Genomic DNA, 23,037 nt, shown 5'->3' with positions numbered 1-23,037 from the left:
TGGGTCATTTAAGGCTCAACAATCTGGGTCACAGGAACTTGCTCAACACTATTGTTATTGAAGCGAGTCTCTTCAGTGACCACGCCGACAGCGGCATCCTTCTGACCATCATCATTCACATCGACGATAGCAGTAGGCTCAAAAGTAGTCGTTTCTACCGCTTGCGACTGCTTAATGGCGACCGCTTCTTGCGGCGTAGTAACACGCGCTGAACCAGCGGCTTCGATGGCATTTGTCGCTTTGGTTTTTGCACTAGTCGCAGTTCCAGTGACAATCTGTGCCAAGTTAGTATGCTGCGGTACCGGAATGACGGTCGGTACATCAAGGTTCGCACCGCCACCAAGCGCTTGGTACAACTCAATCTGGCTAACGATTTTCTGTAGCTCTAAATCTAGGATACCTTGCTGAGTAGAGAACAGTGAACGCTGCGCGTCAAGTACGTCCAGATAGTTCGAGATACCTGCTTTAAAGCGCGCATCTGCTATCTGATATGTCTGTTCAAAATTATCTTGCAGACGATATTGCGCCTCTAACTGCTCACCAAGAGTTGCACGCGTGGCAAGTACATCTGACACTTCGCGGAATGCCGTTTGAATAGAGCTCTCATAACTAGCAAGCGTTTGCTCACGTTCGATTTGAGCCACATCATAGTTGGCATCTAGACGGCCTGCATCAAAGATAGGGACGCTCACGCTAGGTCCAAACGACCAGCCAACGGCACCATTTTTGAACAAGTCATTTAAGCTGCCGCTACTGACGCCCACACTACTGGTCAAGCTAATAGATGGGAAGTAAGAGGCACGGGCCACTTCGATATTCGCACCAGCCGCTTTTAGGTTGTATTCTGCCTGTAGTACATCAGGGCGATAGCGCAGTAATTCACTTGGCAGACCGGCATTGAATATCTGTTGGCTAGTGATATTACTGACAGCAGGTGTTGGGATCAGCTCATTTGGAATAGCGCCACCAACTAAGTACTGCAATGCATTGCGTGATTGAAGAACGCTGGTCTGTGCACGTAATACGGCAAGCTTGGCATTCTCTAATGAGGCAGAAGACTGCAATGAAGGTAGCTTAGGATCGATACCTGCTTCAAAACGTTTATCCGCGATAAATAACGAACGCTCACGACTCTCGACTGTAGCCTCAGCCAGTTTTAATTGCGCTAAGGTATAGCTTAGGTTAGCGTAGCTTTGGGCAATATTACTAATCAAGCTGATTTGGGTCGCATCTTTGGCTGCTGTAGTCGCCAAGAAATTCTGCAATGCCTGATCTTTTAAGCTTGAGATTTTACCCCAAAAGTCGAGCTCATAATTGGCAAGACCCAAGTTAACACTGTAGCTACTACTCGCATTTCGATCAGTACGATTCTGTGCTGAGCGAGTATAACCAGCACTGCCGTTGATAGCTGGCAAGTCGTTAATATCGGTAATCTGATACTGTGCACGTGCTTTTTCAATGGCTAGGCGCGCACTTTCAAAGTCTTTGTTGTTTTCAAGACCGAGAGCAATCAGACCTTTTAGACGCTCATCGCTATAAAAATTCTGCCAGCGTTGACTGGCAATGCTTGATTGGTCAGCACTACTGACAGTCTCTTTATCAAATGCACCATAAGATTGCTGCATAGGAATATTAGGCTCTGCTAGCACAGGACGCATATCTGCTTTTGGAATGGTGTTACAAGCGGCCATGCTGATTGCTAGCGCAGTCAGCCCTAGCAGGCGGCCACTGTTTTTGCGCAAACGAGATAGTGCTGGCTGCGCATCGATAGCTGTAATAGCTACCGATGACGAGTTGATGATAGATGTTTTTTGAGCACTCATTGTGTATTGTCTCCAAGACTTGCAGGCTGATAACTCTCAGAAGGTGTTGGGTTATGCGAGTTAGGCGTACCATTGCCACCATCTTTATCATTGGGTGTGTTGTTCTCATATTTATGCGGGAACGCACTGCGTACCCAAATGTAGAACATCGGGATAAAGAAGATGCCTAACAAGGTTGCCGTTACGACACCGCCAACCACACTGGTACCGATGGCGTTTTGACTGCCTGAACCTGGACCAGTCGCCAAGAATAATGGCACAACACCCAGACCAAAGGCAAGTGAGGTCATGATAATTGGACGCAGACGTTGGCGTGCCGCCGTCATGACCGCATCTTTTAGACTATAGCCTTCCTCTTGATGGTCTTTAGCAAACTCGATAATCAAGATGGCGTTTTTAGCGGATAGACCTACGACCGTCAGTAGACCGACCTGTAAGTAAATATCATTGGCAAAACCACGTAGCCATGTAAATATCACCGCACCCAATACCCCAAGTGGAATTACCAGTAGAACCGATACAGGTATAGACCAGCTTTCATATAAGGCCGCTAAACACAAGAATACCACTAGTATTGAAAGGGCATAAAGCATGGGTGCTTGTGCCCCTGACTTTTGCTCCTCTAGTGACATACCCGTCCACTCATAACTGATGCCTTCAGGCAGATTTTCTATCATCGCTTCCATCGAGCTCATCGCTTCACCAGTACTTAGACCGGGCGCGGCGCTACCTTGGATGTTCATGGACGGTAGGCTGTTGTAACGAGTAAGACGCGGTGAGCCTGATTGCCATTCGCTACTAGAAAATGCATCGAACGAAATCATATCGTTCATGTCATTTCTTACATACCATTTACCAATATCATCAGGGTTGGTACGGCTGCTGGCTTCACCTTGTACATAGACGCGTTTGATACGGCCACGATCGATAAAGTCGTTAACGTAGCTTGAGCCCCACGCTGTTGAAATGACACTATTGATATTGCTTAGTGACAGGCCATAAGCCGCCGCTTGTTCTTGATTGATGTTTACTTTAAGTTGTGGCGAATCTTCTTGACCATTAGGACGTACACCAGCTACTTGGTCGTTCTGTGCCGCCATACCTAAGAGCATATTTCGAGCTTCAAGTAGCCCATCATGTCCGAGGTTGCCACTGTCCTGAATCATTAAGTCAAAACCACTGGCATTACCAAGCTCGGTAATTGCTGGTGGTACGATGGCAAATACTTGTGCTTCGTTTAGCTGAGTAAAGAAGTACCCCATCGCTCGACCAGCGACAGCCTGAGCGGTATTTTCATCGCCCGAGCGTTCCTCCCAGTCTGATAAGCGCACAAACGCTAGACCCATATTCTGACCTTGACCTGCAAAACTAAAGCCTGCAATGGTAAAGACCGAAGCGATATTATCAGTTTCTTGGGTATCGTAATAGTTTCTGACTTTATCCAATACGTCTTGCGTCTCATCTAACGTCGAACCAGCCGGAAGCTGAACCAAGGTAAACATAATGCCTTGATCTTCTTCTGGTAAAAACGAGCCGGGAATACGTAAGAATACGACCGCCATGATACCGATGATGGCTGCGTAGCCAATCATGTATAACCATTTAAAACGAATGCTTTTGCCGACAAATTTTTCGTACGAACGGCTAAGTTTAAAGAAGCCACGATTGAACCAACCAAAGAAGCCTTTTTGCTTTTCGGTACTGCCTTTTTCATGACTTTTGCCACGTTTTAGCAAAGTCACACATAGGGCAGGGGTGAAGACAAGCGCGACCATGGCAGAGAGCACCATGCTGGTAATCAGCGTGATAGAGAACTGACGATAAATCACACCTGTTGAGCCACCAAAGAAGGCCATTGGTACGAATACGGCGGACAAGATAAGCGCAATACCAATAACGATCTTACTAATTTCACCCATAGATTGGGTAGTCGCGTCTTTGATAGAAATATGTGGATCTTCTTCTAATATTCGCTCGACGTTTTCTACGACGACGATCGCATCATCGACCAGTAGACCGATGGAGAGTACCATGGCAAACATAGTCAAGACGTTGATACTAAAGCCTGCAATATACAACACTGCAAAGGTACCCAAGAGTACGACAGGTACGGCAAGGGTCGGGATAATGGTGGCACGCCAGTTCTGTAAAAAAATAAACATGACGATAAATACTAATACAATCGCTTCAATGAGGGTCATAACGACTTGTTCGATAGACAAGCGTACAAAGGGTGTGGTGTCATACGGAACGACTGAGGCTAGACCAATTGGGAAGTTTTGCTCCAGCTCAGCCATACGTGCGCCAACAGCTTCGCGAGTTTCAAGCGCGTTAGCACCGCCCGCAAGCGAAATACCAAGACCGGCGGCTTCTTGACCATTGTATAAAGACACAACGCTATAGTTTTCACTGCCAATCTCGACATCTGCCACATCGCCTAAGCGCACTTGTGCGCCTGAGGTATCTGTTTTTAGTAGAATGTTTTTAAATTCTTCAGGCGTTTGTAGATAACTTTGTACAGTAACAGTGGCGTTGATAACTTGTTTGTCTGTGTCGGCAGGTGCTTGACCCAATTGACCAGCAGATACCTGAGCATTCTGTGCTCGTATCGCATTGACGACATCTGAAGGTATCATGTTGTAGCTACGTAGGCGTGATGGGTCTAACCAAACACGCATCGCATAAGTAGAACCAAAGACCTGAACTTCACCCACACCCTCTACACGACTGATCGAATCGACGACATTAGAGTTAATATAATCGGCAATATCTGCCCGATCCATGGTGCCATCTTCAGAAATAAATGCTTGCACCATCAAAAAGCTGCTAGACGATTTATTGACGTTGACACCTTGACGCTGAACAGACTCAGGCAAGGAGCTCATCGCTGCTTGCAGTTTGTTCTGTACTTGTACTTGAGCTGTGTCAGGATCTGTGCCGTTTTCAAAGGTAAGCGTCACTGAAGCACTACCATTTGACGAGCTCGATGACGACATATACATCAGACCATCGAGGCCTTTCATACGCTGCTCAATGATCTGTACTACTGAGTTTTCTACGGTTTGCGCATTAGCACCAGGATAGCTTGCACTGACCGAAATAGTCGGCGGTGCAATACGTGGATATTGTTCAATCGGTAGATTGATAACGGATATTACCCCGATGAGCATGACCAAAACAGCCAGCACCCATGCAAAAATAGGGCGATTAATAAAAAAACGTGACATAGTATATCCCTAAGTCTTCCTGTCTTGAATGGAATTAGTTGGCAGCGGCTTCTGTTGGTTTTTTGGTAGAAGTCTCATCGCCAGCTGGCTTTTTATCCATCGTTTTTGCGGCTTGCTGCGGCGTTTTGGTATTAGGCGCATTCTTTGCAGCAGCTGGTGCTGGATTTGCACTTTCTAATGGTTTAGCGACCACTTCTTGGTCAGGCTTGACCTTAGCACCACCAATCACAACCACTTTGTCACCTGCTTTCAAGCCTTCAGTGACGACCCATTGTCCATCGTAAGTACCATTAATGGTGACCGGACGTACTTGGATTTTGTTATTTTCGTCAACGATATAGACTTGCGTCTCACTCTTAGGCGTACGAGTGACCGCACTTTGCGGAACAAGAGCTGCATTGGTAATAACACTCTGTGTCAAACGTGCCGTGACATACATACCTGGTAGCAGGATGTTATTGCTGTTTGGGAAAATAGCACGCAAAGTGACAGCGCCTGTTGACTCGTCAACTTTGGCTTCCGACAGTGCAAGCTTACCGCGTACTGGGTAAACAGAACCATCTTCTAGCACCAATTCGACTGAGTTCATGCCTGGCTGAGCTGAGCCGTCTGCTATTTGCTGACGTAGCTTGAGCAGCTCAGATGATGACTGACTGATATCAACGTAGATAGGGTCTAAGCGCGAAATGGTAACCAAAGGATCCGCCTGACCGGCGCTAACCAGCGTACCAGCAGTTACGCTTGAGCGATCCGTACGACCGGTGAGAGGCGCACGCACGATAGTACGGTTCAGATCCAATGTGCTAGCATCAAGACCAGCTTTTGCAGTTTGAATGCCTGCTTTTGCGCTTTCGATACCGGCTTGTGTCTGACCAACAGCAGCAGCGGCGCTTTGTACCGCGGCCTGTGCGGTACGTACAGCCGTCTGTGCTTGCTCATATTGCTGCTGTGAGATGGCGTTGATACTGACCAAGCCTTGTAGACGCTGCAAGTCATTTTGCGCTTGAGCCAATGACGCTTGTCGGCTGACTAACTCAGCTTTTGCGTTTGCATTGTTTGCCAAAGCTGTCTGATAGTTAGCCTGTGATTGCTGTACGGCAGCTTGGCCACTCGTTACAGATGAGGCATAGTTGTCGGTGTTGATGCGATACAGTGGCTGACCTTTCTTGACGTTGCTTCCTTCACGGAATAGTACTTCGTCAATCACACCGTTGACCTGTGGGCGGACGTCAGCAGTTTGATAAGCTGCAGTACGACCAGAAAAAGTTTGTACTTGAGGGACGGTATCGAGAGTGACTGTCTGAACGTTGACAACCGCAGGCGGCATTTGCTGCTGTGCGGCTTGCTCACCAGCGGCGTCCTCGTTGTTGTCACAGCCAACCAGTACAGCTCCAGATAGTACAGATGCTATTACAAGCGCAAGATAAGAGTGCTTCATCAATGTCCTCGGCAATATATATAAATAGTGACAGTATAAAAATCGATCAATAAGTTTGGCGTACTGAATATAAGGGTCTTGCTAATACTAAATAACTTGCTAATGCTGAATAAAGAGAATAAATAGCCTAAGCTAGCATTATTTATTCCAATTTCAGATTATTCCGTTAGCGAAATATGACTAATAGAAAATCTGACATCGATAGGGATTAAGTATCGAAAGGATTATTTAGCATTCATTGTTTAAGCAAACCACAGAATGGATTAATAAATTTAATGAGTCATTATAAACTATTGGGGTAACCCCACAGTCAAGTAGTTTGCGATACGAGCTGGACCGAAAAGCGGTAATATTACAGTTTACGAATTAATAGTTTACCGTCATAGTAAGCGTCGTCTCTATTAACAGCTAGCAGAACCATGCACAACCTAGTATCAAAATATATTGTAAACTTTTGTTATAAATCTAAAACCCTATAGTAACTAAGGTTTTTAAACGATAGAAAATCGACTTTGTCAACAAAATGACAATTTTAGCAACCCCTAATTACAGTCATAAAAAATAACTATCAGTATCTCTCTAACAAACGTCTTCAAAATTTGACCGACTGTCAAAAAGCCTTATACGATTATAGTACTGCAAGGATATATGAAACTTAAAGAAAGGTAACGATTTGGCTGACATGCTAGTTTTTAAGAGGGTAGTTTTCAATTTATGGGCTTTTTATTTATCAATTGCTAAAGAAATTTGCTAAAAAGTCATGCTAAAAAATTCTATCGAAAAAAGAGTCGTCTTAATCAGTTAATAACATAGACGACTCAGCTTTCATTATACTAGTCGAGCGCTAGCAAGTTCAGTCAATTGATATAAGCCTGTACGATAACGGTTGTCTGGTAGCGTGCTCAGTGCGTCTTGCGCCAGTTTGGTTTCTTCTAAAGCTCGTTGCTTACAGTAATCTAATGACCCTGAGCGGCGTACTAGCTCGATAAGCTGCTCAGCATTTGGTGTTTTACCCGTTTGTACGGCAACGCGTAACTGCTCATAGCCTGCCGGGTCGCTCTCTTTTAATAGTTCAAGGGCTTTAATAGTTGGCAGAGTTGGCTTGCCTTCTGCCAAATCATCGCCCAGATTTTTACCCATTAGCTCGCTATCACCACTATAGTCGAGTACATCATCGATAATCTGGAACGCATTACCAAAATGCTGTCCGAAATCGCCTAATGCGGCCATATATTCTGTTTTGTCTTGCAAAATAGCAGCGCCTTGAGTCGCCATCATAAACAGGCGAGAGGTTTTGCCATCGATAATGCGTAAGTAGTCTTCTTCTGTTGCGGCAGGGTTATGCTGATGTTGTAGCTGTAACACCTCGCCTTCAGCAATATCACAAGTCCCGTCGGAGAATACTTGTAATAATGGCAAGCTCTGAAAACCAACCAAGAGATTAAAGGCACGAGCAATCAGATAGTCACCGACCAACACGGCAGTGGCATTGTCCCATGTAGCGTTTGCCGTCGGCTTACCACGGCGTTGCCCTGATTCGTCGATCACATCGTCATGGACTAGAGTAGCGGTATGTAGCATTTCCGTGATAGCTGCTAGGTGCATCGCTTTTTCTGATGGATTGTCATCGAACATACGGGCACACAATAGCGTAATTAGCGGGCGCATACGCTTACCACCAGCATTGATCACATGCTGAGAGACGCTCATAACGAGCTGTACTTTTGAGTTGAGACTACCAAATACTTGCTTGTCCATCACCTCAAAGTCATTGGCTACAATACTTTGAATATCAGCATAGCTAGGCGTCGATTGAGAGGCAGGCACGGTATTATTTAAAGAGGTAATAGTCATAATAAATAGTCATATTAATAAGAGTAAAGAGAGTTGGTATAACCTTGACTTTATCTATCTATAGGTAAGGTATTATTTCGCTTATGATAGCATAGCTATCTGCTTAAATTGTTGGTTAAAGTATATAGCACAAGTAGGTCAAGCATATGATATACAGGGCTTACTATGCCTATTGAATAGAATAAAAACGATAAGAAATGTCTTATGTTGTACAGATATATTTTCTAGCGCGTTTTAAGCTTATTGGTCACATAAATGATTCATAAAAGGCTGTAAGTAACTGATTGCATAAGTTATAATGGCCGCTGTTGGGCTTAATCTATCACTTATTATTACTATTCCTCATGTTTATATTCGTATTGTCATTTATTGACTTTCCTTGATGAGCAGCAGTTATAGCAAAACGAGAGATGGTCATTAGTGTAACCACCTTGCAAAAACAAGAGGCGCGGCTTGCTTTTATGAGCAAAAAGCCGTAAAATCTTGCCTTTAATTTTTCCCTGTCGTGTTCGTCGTAAAAGCGTTGGTATAACATCAGCCACGGCACACGGGTTAAACGGAGTCATACAATGTACGCAGTAATCAAAACTGGTGGTAAACAACACCGTGTAGTCGTCGATGAGTTGCTTAAAGTTGAACTACTAAAAGCAGAAAAAGGCGAAACAATCAAATTTGAAGACGTGTTGATGGTTGTTGACGGCGATAACGTCAAAATCGGTCAGCCTGTTGTTGACGGCGCTAGCGTAGAAGTTGAAGTTGTTGAGCATGGTCGCGGCGAAAAAATCCGTATCATCAAGCACAACCGTCGTAAGCATTATCATAAAGAACAAGGTCACCGCCAATGGTACACCTTGTTAAAAATCAAAGCGATTAATGCCTAATTATTCATTTAGCAATTATTGCTAAATAGCGCACTAAATGCTTAAGAGTTATCGCATCAGCGATAAGTCAAATTAACAAGGAGATTTTCTCATGGCACATAAAAAAGCTGCCGGTTCGAGCCGTAACGGTCGTGATTCAAACCCAAAAATGCTAGGCGTAAAAATCTTTGGTGGCCAAGCTATCACAGCTGGTAACATCATCGTTCGTCAACGTGGTACAGAATTCCACGCAGGCGAAGGCGTTGGCATGGGTCGTGACCATACTTTATTTGCACTGAATGACGGTGTTGTAAAGTTTGCGACCAAAGGTAAATTTAACCGTCGTTATGTTACGGTTGAAAACGCATAATTATCTATTTAGATCGTTTTATTCGTTGAATAAAATGATAAGATAATTAAAAAAGCCCTTACTGCCTTATGGTAGTAGGGGCTTTTTATGTTTGCAGGGTACCGTAAGACAATGATAATTCTTCTAAGCGATATCTTTAAAGCCACTATTAGCGTAATGACTGTAGCTAAAAATTCTAAATGCAAACTTTTACCGTGTAACTGTATTGGTTACAAGCGTGTATGGCAGCCGTAGTAAAGATTGCAAATCATGACTAGGCGCGTAATAAAAAAACTGGCACACTGTTGCCATTGCTGATGGTTACCAGCTTTAGCTTGGTAAAATCAGTACTTATAGAAAACAAAAATTTCAATAGAACATTTTATTTTTAGCGACAACTTTAAAGCGATTATGCTTTTTTAGAGAGGATTTATGATGAACTTATCTACGAAAAAATCAACCAAACAAAAAATGATGAGTGGGGCTTTAGCAGGTGTATTAATGACATCGCTAGGTATCGCAGCGCCAATGATGGCATTGACTCAAACGGCTACCGCAGCTCCTGCTGACAACCTAACAGCTGCTAAACGTTTGAACAAATTGCTGACCAATACCAAGAGTATGACGGCTAATTTTAGTCAAACGACCAAAGGTGCGAGCAGTGGTACGTTTAAAGGCTCTATGAGTGTCCAACGTCCAAATAACTTCCGCTGGGAAACCAAGTCACCATCAGAGCAACTGATCGTTGCTAATGGTAACTCTATGTGGGTTTATGACAAGGATTTAGAGCAAGCGACTAAGCAGAATGTTGACAGTCAAGTAGGTAATACACCAGCCTTGCTACTGTCAGGTGATCCAAGCAAGATTGATCAAAACTTCAAGATCACTCAGCCATATGACAACAAGAACTACTATGTACTCTATCCTAAGTCAGACAGTGCAAGTTTCAAAAGTCTTTCAATAAGCTTTAGTGGTGGCAAACCTGTCATGATGGTATTGAATGATACCTTGGGACAGACAACCTCTATCAAGTTTAGCGGTATTAAGATGAACCCAAGTATTGGTAGCAGTCAGTTTAAATTTACACCACCAAAAGGTGTTGATGTGATTAATCAGTAATTAAATGATGTGTTGCTAGGTTTTGATATCAGTTCAAAATTAGCAACGTAATAAAAAGGACAGATCCTATGCGGTCTGTCCTTTTTATGTGAGTAACTATAGTTTGTTCAGCAGAAAATTTAAGACATGGCTCGTATGGCTTCCATATCTGGCATAGGTGGTAGTTCATCCAGATGGCTTAATCCAAACGCATCTAAAAACTGCGCAGTAGTATGGAGTAACGCAGGACGGCCTAGAGTATCTTTAAAGCCTTTCTCCACAATCCATCCTTTATCAAACAGCTGGCGCAGTATATTGCTCGATAATGTTACTCCGCGCACATGCTCGATATCACTACGCGTCACAGGTTGCTTGTATGCAATGACACTTAGGGTTTCAAGTAGGGCTTGGCTCAGGCGTTCTTGACGCTGCGGAAAAATACGCTGAATTAGACTGCTATAGTCATCAGATATCTGTAAACGATAACCGCTGGCGGTCTCATGTAGCCTAAGCACACCTGTATCTAAGCGTTGTTGCAGCACTTCCAAGGTTTGCTTTAATTCTTTAGTAGATAATGACAAATGTTTTTTTAACGCGTGAGCGGTCAGTGGTGCCTCTGAGGCATGCAGCAGCACCTCAATACGTTTACTCATCTCTTCCAAAGAATCATGCTGCGCTTCAGCTGATGGTGATGTAGTCATAGTTGTTGATTCTTGGGTTTCGTCATGTTGCTTTGGGTCTTCAATATCTACCATCTAAAGTATGCTCTTATTTCAATATTGTGATTTTGATAGAGAATGGGCTATGAGACAGTCTTAGAGCCTACTAGGCTAACCACTGTAATGTGAGATTTGTGGATTCATTATTCATATTAGTCTGATCAGAACTATTGGAAACAGAATTGACGTTATCGCTATCTGTCTCAATGTTAACCACACCAACTAACTGCCGCTTTATAAGCTCAAGTACGGCGACGAAACTCACGACCACGCCTATTTTACCTTGTGCTTTATCCAGTAGCTCATAAAAAGAGCGCGCGCCATCCGTACTTAATTGCCTGCTAATACTGGCAATACGATCGGCAAGTGGTACTGCATCAACTTTGATCGTATGCATTTGATAGTCGGGCTGTAGTTGCATTTTAAATAAACTATCAATCAGCAAGTTAGGTGAGTAGCTTGGCAGTTCCGCATTCATAACGTCTTGACCAGGCATACTAACCATGGCCAAAAACACATCGCGCTCCAAGCGTACTAGATTGTCTAGGCGCTGACTGACCACTTTGATTTGCGCGTATTCTTCGAGGCGTTCGATCAGTTCTGCTTTTGGGTCACGCTCATCGGTTGCGGTATCAGGGGCAGGTAATAGCAGTTCGGTTTTGATAGCGATGAGCGTTGATGCCATAAGCAGATAATCACCCGCTAGCTCAAAGTGCTCGGTATCCAATTCACCGATATAAGCTAAGTACTGCTCAGTGATGGGCAGAATAGGCATTTGGGTCAGATCGACGTTGTTTTTTTTGACCAAATACAACAGGAAATCCAATGGACCAGCAAATTGCTCTAACCAAATAGCAAATGCTTGCGGTGGTACATACAGGTCTTCTGGCAAATGCTGCACAGGCGTTTGATAGATGCGTAGCGACATATCATGGTTGACTGATTCATTATGATCGCTCTGATTGTCCATAGGCTCGGAGGTTGAAGCAGCCATAGCAGATAAGGCGACTTTAGATAAAGCCGCCTGTTTGGTGTTCGGTTCAGTTTGCACGTTTAGCACCCGCTTTAATAATAAATTGCGCCAGTGAAACGACTATTCCAGCAACGATTATTTAAGCTTAGCAAGCGGGCGGATACCGATAGCACGGCGAGCCTTATCTAGTTGCTTACGACTATGACGACGGGCTTTATTTGCACCCATCTGCAAGATTTCTTCTAGCTCTTTTGGATTGGCCATCAGCTCTTCATAACGTGCACGGAATGGCGCGATTTCGTCATTAATCTTATCAAACAGAGCTTGCTTAGCGTCACCCCAGCCAATACCAGCGGCATAACGCGCACGCATATCAGCAATCTCTTCAGGGGTCGCAAATGCTTTATAAATCTCAAAGATAGCTGAGTCATCTGGATCTTTTGGCTCATCAGGTAACTGTGAGTTAGTCACGATCTTCATGATGGCTTTATGCATTTGTTTTTCAGGACTGACTTGTGGATTTGGCTCACCGAAGAGGGGAATCGTATTGCTATAGCTCTTACTCATTTTGCGGCCATCAAGCCCAGTAAGCAGCGGTATATCGTTATCAACGACTGCGGACGGTAGCGTAAAAAGCGATTTATAACGATGATTAAAAGTACCTGCGATATCACGCGCCATCTCGATATGCTGCACTTGGTCACGACCAACAGGCACGTGGGTCGCATTAAACATCAAAATATCAGCCGCCATTAGCACTGGATAACCAAACAGACCCATGGTGACACCTTGATCAGGATCGACATCGGCTTTCTCTGTATTGATATCAACGGCTGCTTTATAGGCATGGGCGCGGTTCATCAAACCTTTGGCACATGAGCAGTTCAAAATCCAAGCAAGCTCTGGAATTTCAGGTACGTCTGACTGACGGTAGAATGTCACACGCTCTGGGTCTAGACCACAAGCAATCCACGTGGCTGCAATGGCTCTAGTCGATTCGTGAATGATAGCAGGGTCATAGCAACCGATAATCCCATGGTAGTCTGCCAAAAAGAAAAACGCTTCATGGTCACTATTTTGAATAGACTCAATCGCTGGACGAATCGCACCAACATAGTTACCCAAGTGTGGAATACCAGTTGGTTTGATACCAGTCAAGATGCGCTTGGCTTCGGTTGAAGTATCAGAAGCTTGGTTGTCAGGAGTACTGTTATTGCTCATGGAAAATCCGTTATTTTGTTTATCAAATTATTATCAGTGCATAGCTAAAATGCAAAATATTAGCCGCGAAGTATAGCAAACTTCACCAGTATTTTTGGGAATAAAGGCTTACTTATAGATATCAGTACGACCGTTTGGCCCATGTTTGAAGCGGCGATGGAACCACATCCACTGAGTGGGATCAATACGAATGAGTCCTTCTAAGACTTTATTGACCCGAGTGGCATCAGCGACTTCATCTTTACTTGGGTAGTTGTCTAATTCTGGTGTAATTGTTAAATGATAGTGTGGGCGTTTACCACGCGGCAAATTGTCAGGCGTTTGTCGATAAGTATGCAGTGCCATGACAGCTGGCGGCTTTGCTTTGCTACCCAGTTTTGCCATGCGACGCGATGCAGTAATCGTCGCAGCAGGTACACCGAAGAATGGCGCCATAACACCTTGCTTGAGACCATAGTCTTGATCAGGAGAATACCAAATGACGTGTCCCGCTTTGATAGAGGTAACTAAACTACGCATATCACGACTAGAGATTTGCTTACCAAAAATATTGGTACGACCATTATAAATAAACCAGTCTAATAATGGGTTGTTTTGCGTACGGTACATACAATCTACAGGGAAAAACTGCGCACATAATAGGCCACCCAAATCTAGCATCGTATAATGTGCACCTAGCAGGATAACTGGTCGCTGCTCATTTTGCGCATTAACAATATGCTGTAACCCCGAAATGGAAACAGTTCTAGTAAATATATTTGGCCTGAACCAAGCGCATAACGTTTCAAACACACCAATGCCTTGATTGACAAAGACTTGCTTGGCCATTAATTCACGTTCAGCTTCAGGCTTTTCTGGAAATGCCAACTTCAAGTTGATTAATGTATCGCGTCTACGTGAGCCAGCAACTTTAAAAATCAATATACCGAGCTTACGTCCTAGCCAAAATTGCCAGCGTAACGGCAGATATATCATTGGTAGTATTATCAAAAATAACAGCCAGATGCCCCAATTCTTGGGTGATAAAAACTGCCACTGAAATGGCTTGTTATCTGCTTGCGCTGTACGCTTATGATTTTGAGTAATTGTCGGTGTGCCAGCCGGTATCGCAGGCGACTTAGCCGACTGTTTCATGCTAGGCGACACGCTGCTATTGGCAGATGGTTTGCTAGGGTCAAATTGTTCTGGCGCTTTCATAATATCCTTCTGCAGCACGGTTTGAGGCATCATGGCAAATAATAAAAAGTTACTGATATGATGGGGTAGCGTGTAATGCTTTGCAAGTTAGAATTTCTACAGACGCTCTACTTTGTAGTGTCGAAACAAGGTGCTCGTGTTGATTATCACCATAAAATAAAGCTGGTTTGATTAAGTCAGTCAGATAACCAACACGCTATCAGTAGGCATAAAAAAACCTTATAAGCTGTGACCAGCTTATAAGGTTTTGCAAAACCAGACTCTTATTTAACTTTGCCACTGAAGCTCTGAGAAAAAGACAACAGCAGCAAAAAGATAAGAGAGAGTTTTGATTAACGTTTTGAGAACTGTGGACGTTTACGTGCTTTACGTAGACCCAGTTTCTTACGTTCAACTTGACGTGAATCACGAGTAACAAAACCAGCTGCTTTTAGGGCAGGTTTCAAAGTTTCGTCAGCTTCGATTAATGCACGTGTGATGCCGTGGCGGATTGCGCCAGCTTGACCACTAATACCACCGCCTGCAACAGTTACATATAAGTCATATGCGTTAGCAGAGTCTAGTAGTTCTAATGGCTGACGTACAACCATGCGTGAAGTTTCACGGCTGAAGTATTCATCAAGTGGCTTACCGTTAACAACGATACTACCAGTACCTTTTGATAAAAATACACGAGCAGTAGACGTCTTGCGGCGACCAGTTCCGTAATTGCGTTCCATAAGTATATCCTTAGATGTCTAGTTCTTTAGGTTGCTGTGCAGTATGTGGATGATCAGTACCCGCATAAAGTTTCAGCTTCTTGATCATCGCATAGCCAAGAGGGCCCTTTGGAAGCATACCCTTAACTGCTTTGTGTAGAACATCTTCAGGCTTATGTGCAAGCAACTTATTGAAGTTGGTTTCTTTAATACCACCTGGGTAGCCACTGTGACGATAGTACTTTTTGTCTTGTGCTTTTTTACCCGTTACCGTGATTTTGTCAGCATTGATGACAACAATAAAGTCACCAGTATCAACGTGCGGAGTAAAAGAAGGCTTGTGCTTGCCACGTAAGCGAGTTGCGATTTGAGTGGCTAAGCGACCAAGGGTTTTGCCGTCAGCATCTACGACATACCAGTCATGGGTCACTTCAGCTGGTTTTGCACTAAGTGTTTTCATGATAAAACCTTAAAATTAGAATTCGTTGAGAGTTTAGCTGGGAACGGGGCTCTCAAAAAACAGACTGCACATTATAAGCAGTAGCGCCTACGCTTGCAAGCTGCATTGGGGTTTATTTTCGCCTTATATACATTAAACTGCAGCGTCGGCCAGTTTTTAGCGGTTCTAAACATTTGTAAAATACGTTAACGGCTTTCATTAACCCGACAATTATGACGATGATAGACGATAAAGTCCAGCGACAACTTGTCCGACTTTGGTTTGTTTTAAGCATTCAAAAGCAATTGGTTGCTGAGTGATGCTTGATTGAGGGTCTAAATTCTCATTTAGCGACGCTTCCAACTGCTTAAGCTGTGCTGACAAATCTTTATCAGCTTCTAAATAAATTAATGTTTCAGTATTTATTAAGGCATTGGTAATAAGCGCAGTCAAAATAGGCTGCCATAAATCCTGAGCATAAGGTGGATCGATAAATACAATGTCAAAGGGCCGCGCCGTCAGATGCTCTTGACGCAGTACTTGCTCAGCAGTACCAGTAATGATTTGATAAGCAGCAGCCCCAAGACGTAATTGCTCAGCACTCTGACGTAGCATGTTGCTTTGTACTGGGTTGATTTCTATAAATGTCGTATGGGCCGCACCGCGAGATAGCGCTTCAAACCCCAGTACGCCACTGCCAGCACAGCTATCGAGTACATGGGCGTCATGAATGTCAGCGAGTAGCCAGTTAAATAAAGTCTCCCGCAAGCGATCTGGGGTCGGGCGCAGGCCATCTGCATCGATGAAACTTACAATACGGCGCTTAAACTGACCGCCAATGATGCGCACATCACCCGCTGCCGCATTTTTCGCCTTACGGTTATTCTTTGGTGCGCGTCCATTTGAGGCTTTTTTCATTATTGTGTCTCGCTTACCAATTCTTTGCTAGGTTTTACTTTACTAGGCTTTTCTTTGCTAGGTTTTGCTTTTTATACTATTAAGTACTTAAACGTCTAGTTACTCAGATGTCGCTGCTGCCGCTTCAGCTTCCGCGGCTTCTTTCTCTTCCAGTGCTTTTGCTTCTTTATCTCGAATGGCATCACGCATCGCTTTTTCAAAAGCCTTTTGGCGTTTAATAACTTTTAGCTCATCAGCAGAAGGTGGCAGCACAGGATCTGTTTTACGTTGTAATACCCAGTAATCAAATAGAGCACGGCCAATAGGTGCGGCAACAGCACTACCACCGCCGCCATTCTCGACCAATACCGCAAGGGCAATCTGCGGATCTTCTACTGGCGCAAAACCATTAAACCAAGCATGATCCCAGTGGCGCTTATCGATTGCTGACTTGTCATAGCGTTTGCCCTGCGCGATAGATTTCACCTGTGCAGTACCTGTTTTACCAGCGATACGATAGCGCGGGGTATAAATGCCGCGTCCCGTACCGTTTTCTACCACGCTTTCCATCGCATCATGCATACGCAACCAGTCAGACGGCTTACCGTTGTAGTCTATTTTGCCATCTGGCTTAGTGATGATTTTGACGTCCGCGGCACCGTCACTGCTCTTTAATAAATGCGGGGTAATGTGCTGTCCTTTACTGGCAGTCATGGCTGTAGCATTCGCAATCTGTAATGGCGTTGCCAAGAAATACCCTTGTCCAATACTGACCGAGATCGTTTCGCCCGGTAGCCAATCTTTATCGTAAGTGTCTTTTTTCCATTTTGGTGATGGCATAATACCTGATTTTTCATTAGGCAAATCAATACCAGTATCTTCACCAAAACCAAAACGCACCATCCAATCGTGCAGACGTTGGATGCCCATCTCATAAGCCAATTTATAATAGTAAGTATCGACCGACATCGCGATAGATTTTTTTAGATCTACCGTGCCATGACCGCCACGTTTCCAGTCGCGGAATCGATGCGTATCACCAGGTAAGCTAAAATAACCAGGGTCATAGATAGTGCTGTTCCAATCGCGTAGACCATAATGAATACCGCCCAACCCTTCAAATGGCTTGATAGTAGAGCCAGGTGGGTAGGTACCTTGGAGTGCACGGTTATACAAGGGCTGATCTAAATCTTCGCGCAGATCGTCGTAATCTTTAAAAGAAATACCTGATATAAAAGGGTTAGGGTCGTAGCTTGGATTACTAACAAATGCCAAGACGTCACCGTTTTTTGGGTCTATCGCAACGATTGCACCGCGGCGTCCATCGAGTTGCTGCTGGGCGATGGTTTGCAGACCATAATCCAAGCTCAACGTAATATCGTTACCCGCTATCGGCGGCTTGGTATCCAGTTGACGCAAAATATTGCCATGTGCGTCTGTTTCTACCGATTGATAACCCGGTTGCCCAAGCAAAATATCTTCGTAGTAGTCTTCAATACCAATCTTACCAATCAAGTCAGTACCAGCGTAACGGTCTTTATCAATACGCTTTGACTCTTTGTCGTTGATACGCCCGACATAGCCGATGACATGGGCAAACAGCTCGTCATAAGGATAAGAGCGCGTAAGCTTGCTTTGGATAGAAACCCCGCGGAAGAATGGCTTACGCTCGCTAAACTGAGCCAACTGTGCTTCTGTTAAATCAATCTTGATGGTTACAGGGTCGTTTTTATTTTTACTTAGACGCGCCAAGATATCAGTAATATCTGTATCGGTTAAATCAAAAATCGGCGCAAGCAGATGCAACGTACGCTCAGGATTTTCCACCTCATCGGGGCTGAGCATCGCTGTAAAGACTGGCTGATTGTCTGCCAGTATTACCCCGTTACGATCATAGATATACCCACGACTAGGCGGCGCAGATATCAGTTTGATACGGTTGTTATCGGCTTGCGTTGTGTACTGATCATGAGCGTAGACTTGCAAATACCCATAGCGTGTTATCAAACCGCCCAAGCCAATCAATATTATAATCCCAAAGATGATAATACGATTGGTAAAGGTGCTGTTGGCCTGTTCAGTATTGGGAGTTATCGGTTTATTCATAGAAGATCAGAGCCCAAACGGTCAGTGAGTCAATAAAAGAAAAATAAGAGGGCAGGTTGGTTAACCAAAGTGCGGTGAGTCTAAAAGATAATGCAAATGGTTTCAATTACATAGAAGGGTATGGTGTGAAATCGTCATGCAGTCATTTATACGCAGGTAGTCTTTGTTATTTCACTACAAATTATAACAGAACAAATGAGCAGGCGCAGTACTCAGTCATATATTTTGTTCTGGTTATCTGATAGCCAAGAACTGGCTTATATTCAGGTTTTGTTGGTTAACAGACGATATGAACCATGTCATCTTTAGTCACAACTTGCCGCTGGTCGATATGTGCTAATAAATGGCAAGTATGCTAAAATCAGGCGATTTATTTTATAGTAGTTATTATGGGCGGAGCGTCTTTTGAAACGTTCTCATTTTGCTAAAGTCTCGTTATCAGTAGCGACGATATTAGCAACGACAATCAACCTGTCAGGGACTAGATAAGTCATGGACGTAAATTCATTATGGCAGACGATAGCTGAACACCCAGAGTTTTTTGCCATGCTGACCATCCCACCAGTGACGGCATTCGTCACTTGGGTACATGTGTGGATGGCGCTCAAGATGCTGTTTTATCCGGTCAAGTTTTGGGGTATTCGTATTCCTAACTTCCCATTTTTTGGGCTGCCAGGTATCGGTTGGCAAGGTATTGTTCCGCGCAAAGCGGGCAAGATATCAGGGGTTATCGTTGACCAGACGCTCTCAAAACTCGGTTCGCTTGATGAGTTTTTTAAGGCGATGGAACCTGAGCAAATGGCGATATTTGTCACTGATACGGTAGACAAAAACCTTGAGCCATTGATTGATGAGATTATGCTGGATCACTCGCCAGCATTGTGGGGCAATCTACCTTACGCCCTAAAGCGCCGTGTCTATGCGCAAGCCCATAAAGAGCTGCCTAGTATTATGCAGTCGCTTGTGACAGATTTGACTTATCATGTCGAAGACTTGGTCGATATGCGTAAAATGATTGTCAATACCATGGAAAATGATCGTCGTTTGATGGTCAATATGTTTCTAAAGGTCGGACAAAAAGAGATCGACTTTATCTGGCACATCAGTGCTTTGATTGGTCTGGTATTTGGTATTATCCAGATGTTTATATTTTTGGTAGTGCCGCAGCATTGGACCGTACCGTTCTTTGCCGCGATTTGGGGTTTTCTCACCAATTGGATTGCCATTTGGATGGTATTTAATCCAGTAGAGCCGCACTTTATACCTTATTTGAAGTTGTTTACGGTGCAGAGTCGCTTTCCATTTATCAAACCCGTCATACCGCATATCGCAAAGTATCGTTTGCAAGGCGGCTTCATGAAGCGCCAAGAGGAAGTTTCTGAGGTTTTTGCTGAAATTGTGGTAAAGGATTTGGTCACTTTAGAAAACATCATGAATGAAATGATGTATGGCGATCGCTCAGCGCAAACCCGTGATTTGATGAAATCGCATCTATATACGGTGCTAGAGTCACCAGTGATTAGTACGACATTACGTGTGGGATTGGGTCGCCGTGATTATGGACAACTCAAAAATACCATTATCGACAAGTCTATTGTCGCAACAATGGTACCACTGCGAGATCCTGAGCTAAATGAAAGTCGAGCCAGTAAGATATTTGGTCTGTTTCGCGATAGAATACGTGCGCTTACGCCAAATGAGTTTCAGAATCTATTGCGTCCAGCTTTCCGTGAGGATGAGATGACGTTGATTGTTTTGGGCGGTTTGACCGGTTTTCTAGCAGGTTGGTTGCATTTAGTGTTAGTATTTTTCCCCTCGATGCAGTAATGCATCAATAAGTATTTTTAATTAGTCATGAACGGCTGTATTGAATAAGCTTTGAATAACTAAAAAATGTAAAATTAACAACAGATAAGCATTTTGTATCAATCATTCATATTGATACGTCACAATGATAGTAGCGGGTTTTATGTGCTTCTACAGCAATTGAAACCTCAGTTTTTAACCGTAAACTATGACCGCATAAAGGACTATTAGCGTTTGCCAGTGGCTAGCAATGCCATCGGTGAACCCTTAATTGTATCCAAGGTAAACAAGGTTAGACCGTATGTTAATCACAGAATTGGGTTATTTTGTCTTGCTGGCCGCTTTTATATTGGCGATTTTGCAGGTGGTACTACCAACCATTGGCGTCATGCGTGACCACGTCGCTTGGCAGCGTTTGGCGCCAAGTCTGGCATGGGCACAATTTGCGGCAATGATTACCTCATTTGCTGCGCTGATGGCAGGCTTTTATTATAACGACTTTAGTCTCGTCTACGTCACTCAGCACTCCAATACATTGCTGCCTTGGTACTACAAGCTGTCGGCGACATGGGGCGGGCATGAAGGCTCGCTGCTGCTTTGGATGACCATCATGGCCACTTGGTGTGCGTTGGTCTCTTACTTCAGTCGTGGGTTGCCGTTGTCTATGCGTGCGCGAGTGCTGGTGATACTAGCAGGCGTGCAGATGATGATGCTGGCGATGCTTATCTTTACCTCATCGCCATTTGATCGTACGTTACCCAATCTACCTGTTGATGGCGCGGATCTAAATCCTGTATTGCAAGATTTTGGTTTGATTATTCACCCGCCGATGCTTTATATGGGCTATGTGGGTATGGTTGTGCCATTTGCGTTTTGTATGGCAGCACTGTGGGAAGGGCGTTTGGATGCGGTATGGACACGTTGGTCGCGTCCATGGGCATTGGCTGCTTGGGGGTTCTTAACAGTCGGTATCGCGCTTGGCTCATGGTGGGCTTATTATGAGCTTGGCTGGGGCGGTTGGTGGTTCTGGGATCCAGTAGAGAACGCATCATTAATGCCGTGGTTGGCAGGAACGGCGCTACTGCATTCGCTTGCTGTCACCGAAAAACGCGGTGTATTTAAAGCATGGACGATTATGCTCGCAATCTTTGCTTTTGCGCTTAGCTTGCTTGGTACGTTCTTAGTACGTTCAGGTGTCATCACGTCAGTGCATTCATTTGCCGCTGATCCAACGCGTGGTCTAGTGATTCTAGTCATCCTCGGTATTATCGTCGGCGGTGGTCTGTTGATGTTTGCGGTACGTGGCTGGCGTTTGACGGTCGAGAGTCAGTATCGACTTATCTCACGTGAATCATTTTTGGTAATTAACAACGTCATTATTCTAATTTCAACCTTAGTCGTACTACTTGGTACGCTATATCCTATTATTGCTGATGCCTTTAATTTAGGTCAGGTATCTGTTGGCCCTCCATACTTTAACGCTCTATTTGTGCCGTTGACATGGCTACTACTGGTGGCGATGGGTATGGGCTCTAATATCCGCTGGAAACAAGACAGCCGCCCGTTATTGGGTGCTGGCATGGTTATCGCGGTGAGCAGTTTGGTATTAGCCGCTATTATCACCTATTTCACCAGTCCATCAGCGATGTTAAATATCGGTGTCACATTGGCTGTGAGCTTTTGGGTGTTGTTATGGATGGTTGTTGATTTCAAAGACAAGACTAAAAATGCACCAAGTCGCTTAAACGGCTTACGTCAGTTGCGTCTAAGTTATTGGGGTCAACAGACCGCTCATATTGGCGTTATCATTGCAGTGATCGGTGTGGCATTTACCAGTACGTTGAGCATTGAGCGCGACGTAGCATTAGGGCCCAATGACAGTGTCAATGTACAAGGCTATGACTTTACGGTGAAAGGCTTTAGTGAAGTAAAAGGCAGTAACTTTGACGCTACGCAAGCAGAAGTAACAGTCAGTAAAGACGGTCAAGAAGTGACCACGTTATATCCTGAAAAACGTAACTATATTATCAGTATGATGCCGATGACGGAGGCTGCGATTGATGCCAATCTGATGCGTGATGTGTACGTAGCACTTGGTGAGCCGATTGCTGAAGATAGCAATGAATGGGCTTTCCGTATCTATGTCAAACCGCTTATCCGCTGGATATGGTTGGGCGCGCTTATCATGGCGTTTGGCGCATTGCTCAGTATGCTAGACAATCGTTACCGTATCAAAAAAACCAAAACACCTGCGCAAATCGCGGCCAAAAAATCAGGCTTTGCGACGGTTGCAGATTTGGATACGTCAGCTACAAAGATAGGGGAGCGTTAG

Annotated in this window: 17 protein-coding genes; 5 read left to right on the top strand and 12 right to left on the bottom strand. The window is 44.3% G+C overall.

The annotated features are described in order from the left end of the window. Positions 1-8: 8 nt before the first annotated feature. The 4 genes from ACS8FA_RS24825 to ACS8FA_RS24810 all read right to left on the bottom strand — a co-directional run bounded on the left by ACS8FA_RS24825 (position 9) and on the right by ACS8FA_RS24810 (position 8,342). A complete protein-coding gene (locus ACS8FA_RS24825) occupies positions 9-1,823 on the bottom strand; it encodes an efflux transporter outer membrane subunit (RefSeq protein ID WP_439265344.1) in 1,815 nt (604 codons plus the stop codon). Next, entirely contained in the window at positions 1,820-5,050 is a 3,231-nt protein-coding gene (locus tag ACS8FA_RS24820; protein WP_439265342.1) for an efflux RND transporter permease subunit, read from the bottom strand. Before ACS8FA_RS24820 ends, ACS8FA_RS24825 begins: the two co-directional genes overlap by 4 nt. 34 nt (positions 5,051-5,084) lie before the next feature. After that, complete coding sequence (locus tag ACS8FA_RS24815; protein WP_439265340.1) at positions 5,085-6,488, bottom strand: efflux RND transporter periplasmic adaptor subunit; 1,404 nt, start codon at positions 6,486-6,488, stop codon at positions 5,085-5,087. Between the two features lie 828 nt (positions 6,489-7,316). Further along, positions 7,317-8,342 carry a polyprenyl synthetase family protein gene (locus ACS8FA_RS24810; RefSeq protein WP_439265338.1) on the bottom strand — a complete coding sequence of 342 codons (1,026 nt, stop codon included), beginning with the start codon at positions 8,340-8,342 and terminating at the stop codon, positions 7,317-7,319. A gap of 569 nt (positions 8,343-8,911) precedes the next feature. On the opposite strand from ACS8FA_RS24810, the gene rplU reads away from it, so the two are divergent. The 3 genes from rplU to lolA all read left to right on the top strand — a co-directional run bounded on the left by rplU (position 8,912) and on the right by lolA (position 10,670). Continuing rightward, positions 8,912-9,223, top strand: a complete 312-nt coding sequence (gene rplU / locus ACS8FA_RS24805; RefSeq protein WP_057761012.1) for a 50S ribosomal protein L21 — start codon at positions 8,912-8,914, stop codon at positions 9,221-9,223. Positions 9,224-9,314: 91 nt separating this feature from the next. Beyond that, entirely contained in the window at positions 9,315-9,572 is a 258-nt protein-coding gene (gene rpmA, locus ACS8FA_RS24800; RefSeq protein WP_021813611.1) for a 50S ribosomal protein L27, read from the top strand. Between the two features lie 414 nt (positions 9,573-9,986). After that, positions 9,987-10,670: an outer membrane lipoprotein periplasmic chaperone LolA gene (gene lolA, locus ACS8FA_RS24795; RefSeq protein ID WP_185156619.1), complete on the top strand. Its 684-nt coding sequence runs from the start codon at positions 9,987-9,989 to the stop codon at positions 10,668-10,670. Between the two features lie 119 nt (positions 10,671-10,789). Here the strand turns inward: lolA and scpB are convergent, their stop codons facing one another. From scpB to mrdA, 8 genes are all read right to left on the bottom strand, one after another. After that, on the bottom strand, positions 10,790-11,350 hold the full coding sequence (scpB, locus tag ACS8FA_RS24790) for an SMC-Scp complex subunit ScpB (protein ID WP_439265385.1): 561 nt from the start codon (positions 11,348-11,350) through the stop codon (positions 10,790-10,792). 124 nt (positions 11,351-11,474) lie between these two features. Next, positions 11,475-12,338: a segregation and condensation protein A gene (locus ACS8FA_RS24785; RefSeq protein WP_439265383.1), complete on the bottom strand. Its 864-nt coding sequence runs from the start codon at positions 12,336-12,338 to the stop codon at positions 11,475-11,477. 138 nt (positions 12,339-12,476) lie between these two features. Beyond that, complete coding sequence (locus ACS8FA_RS24780; protein WP_439265335.1) at positions 12,477-13,562, bottom strand: tryptophan--tRNA ligase; 1,086 nt, start codon at positions 13,560-13,562, stop codon at positions 12,477-12,479. Between the two features lie 108 nt (positions 13,563-13,670). Next, positions 13,671-14,759: an LpxL/LpxP family acyltransferase gene (locus tag ACS8FA_RS24775; protein ID WP_439265333.1), complete on the bottom strand. Its 1,089-nt coding sequence runs from the start codon at positions 14,757-14,759 to the stop codon at positions 13,671-13,673. A gap of 332 nt (positions 14,760-15,091) precedes the next feature. Beyond that, on the bottom strand, positions 15,092-15,478 hold the full coding sequence (rpsI, locus tag ACS8FA_RS24770) for a 30S ribosomal protein S9 (protein ID WP_021813618.1): 387 nt from the start codon (positions 15,476-15,478) through the stop codon (positions 15,092-15,094). A gap of 10 nt (positions 15,479-15,488) precedes the next feature. Next, positions 15,489-15,917: a 50S ribosomal protein L13 gene (rplM, locus tag ACS8FA_RS24765; RefSeq protein ID WP_057761004.1), complete on the bottom strand. Its 429-nt coding sequence runs from the start codon at positions 15,915-15,917 to the stop codon at positions 15,489-15,491. 210 nt (positions 15,918-16,127) lie between these two features. After that, positions 16,128-16,814, bottom strand: a complete 687-nt coding sequence (rsmD, locus tag ACS8FA_RS24760) for a 16S rRNA (guanine(966)-N(2))-methyltransferase RsmD (RefSeq protein WP_439265330.1) — start codon at positions 16,812-16,814, stop codon at positions 16,128-16,130. A gap of 99 nt (positions 16,815-16,913) precedes the next feature. Further along, on the bottom strand, positions 16,914-18,899 hold the full coding sequence (mrdA, locus tag ACS8FA_RS24755; RefSeq protein WP_439265328.1) for a penicillin-binding protein 2: 1,986 nt from the start codon (positions 18,897-18,899) through the stop codon (positions 16,914-16,916). 492 nt (positions 18,900-19,391) lie between these two features. Here mrdA and ACS8FA_RS24750 point away from each other — a divergent pair, with 492 nt between their 5' ends. Continuing rightward, positions 19,392-20,726, top strand: a complete 1,335-nt coding sequence (locus tag ACS8FA_RS24750) for a DUF445 domain-containing protein (protein ID WP_101206367.1) — start codon at positions 19,392-19,394, stop codon at positions 20,724-20,726. Between the two features lie 280 nt (positions 20,727-21,006). Then, the gene (locus ACS8FA_RS24745; protein ID WP_439265326.1) at positions 21,007-23,037 is read left to right on the top strand and encodes a heme lyase CcmF/NrfE family subunit; all 2,031 of its coding nucleotides are present in this window, start codon (positions 21,007-21,009) and stop codon (positions 23,035-23,037) included.

This window comes from Psychrobacter sp. 1Y1, from assembly GCF_051847395.2.
Lineage (GTDB): Bacteria > Pseudomonadota > Gammaproteobacteria > Pseudomonadales > Moraxellaceae > Psychrobacter.
The sequence above is the reverse complement of the archived record's forward strand: the minus strand, read 5'-3'. Positions and strand labels throughout refer to the sequence as shown.

Bases quoted from the DNA above. Each gene is read 5' to 3' on its own strand.
- ACS8FA_RS24825 (WP_439265344.1), bottom strand. From the start codon at position 1,823: ATGAGTGCTCAAAAAACATCTATCATCAACTCGTCATCGGTAGCTATT.
- ACS8FA_RS24820 (WP_439265342.1), bottom strand. From the start codon at position 5,050: ATGTCACGTTTTTTTATTAATCGCCCTATTTTTGCATGGGTGCTGGCT.
- ACS8FA_RS24815 (WP_439265340.1), bottom strand. From the start codon at position 6,488: ATGAAGCACTCTTATCTTGCGCTTGTAATAGCATCTGTACTATCTGGA.
- ACS8FA_RS24810 (WP_439265338.1), bottom strand. From the start codon at position 8,342: ATGACTATTACCTCTTTAAATAATACCGTGCCTGCCTCTCAATCGACG.
- rplU (WP_057761012.1), top strand. From the start codon at position 8,912: ATGTACGCAGTAATCAAAACTGGTGGTAAACAACACCGTGTAGTCGTC.
- rpmA (WP_021813611.1), top strand. From the start codon at position 9,315: ATGGCACATAAAAAAGCTGCCGGTTCGAGCCGTAACGGTCGTGATTCA.
- lolA (WP_185156619.1), top strand. From the start codon at position 9,987: ATGAACTTATCTACGAAAAAATCAACCAAACAAAAAATGATGAGTGGG.
- scpB (WP_439265385.1), bottom strand. From the start codon at position 11,350: ATGACTACATCACCATCAGCTGAAGCGCAGCATGATTCTTTGGAAGAG.
- ACS8FA_RS24785 (WP_439265383.1), bottom strand. From the start codon at position 12,338: ATGGACAATCAGAGCGATCATAATGAATCAGTCAACCATGATATGTCG.
- ACS8FA_RS24780 (WP_439265335.1), bottom strand. From the start codon at position 13,562: ATGAGCAATAACAGTACTCCTGACAACCAAGCTTCTGATACTTCAACC.
- ACS8FA_RS24775 (WP_439265333.1), bottom strand. From the start codon at position 14,759: ATGAAAGCGCCAGAACAATTTGACCCTAGCAAACCATCTGCCAATAGC.
- rpsI (WP_021813618.1), bottom strand. From the start codon at position 15,478: ATGGAACGCAATTACGGAACTGGTCGCCGCAAGACGTCTACTGCTCGT.
- rplM (WP_057761004.1), bottom strand. From the start codon at position 15,917: ATGAAAACACTTAGTGCAAAACCAGCTGAAGTGACCCATGACTGGTAT.
- rsmD (WP_439265330.1), bottom strand. From the start codon at position 16,814: ATGAAAAAAGCCTCAAATGGACGCGCACCAAAGAATAACCGTAAGGCG.
- mrdA (WP_439265328.1), bottom strand. From the start codon at position 18,899: ATGAATAAACCGATAACTCCCAATACTGAACAGGCCAACAGCACCTTT.
- ACS8FA_RS24750 (WP_101206367.1), top strand. From the start codon at position 19,392: ATGGACGTAAATTCATTATGGCAGACGATAGCTGAACACCCAGAGTTT.
- ACS8FA_RS24745 (WP_439265326.1), top strand. From the start codon at position 21,007: ATGTTAATCACAGAATTGGGTTATTTTGTCTTGCTGGCCGCTTTTATA.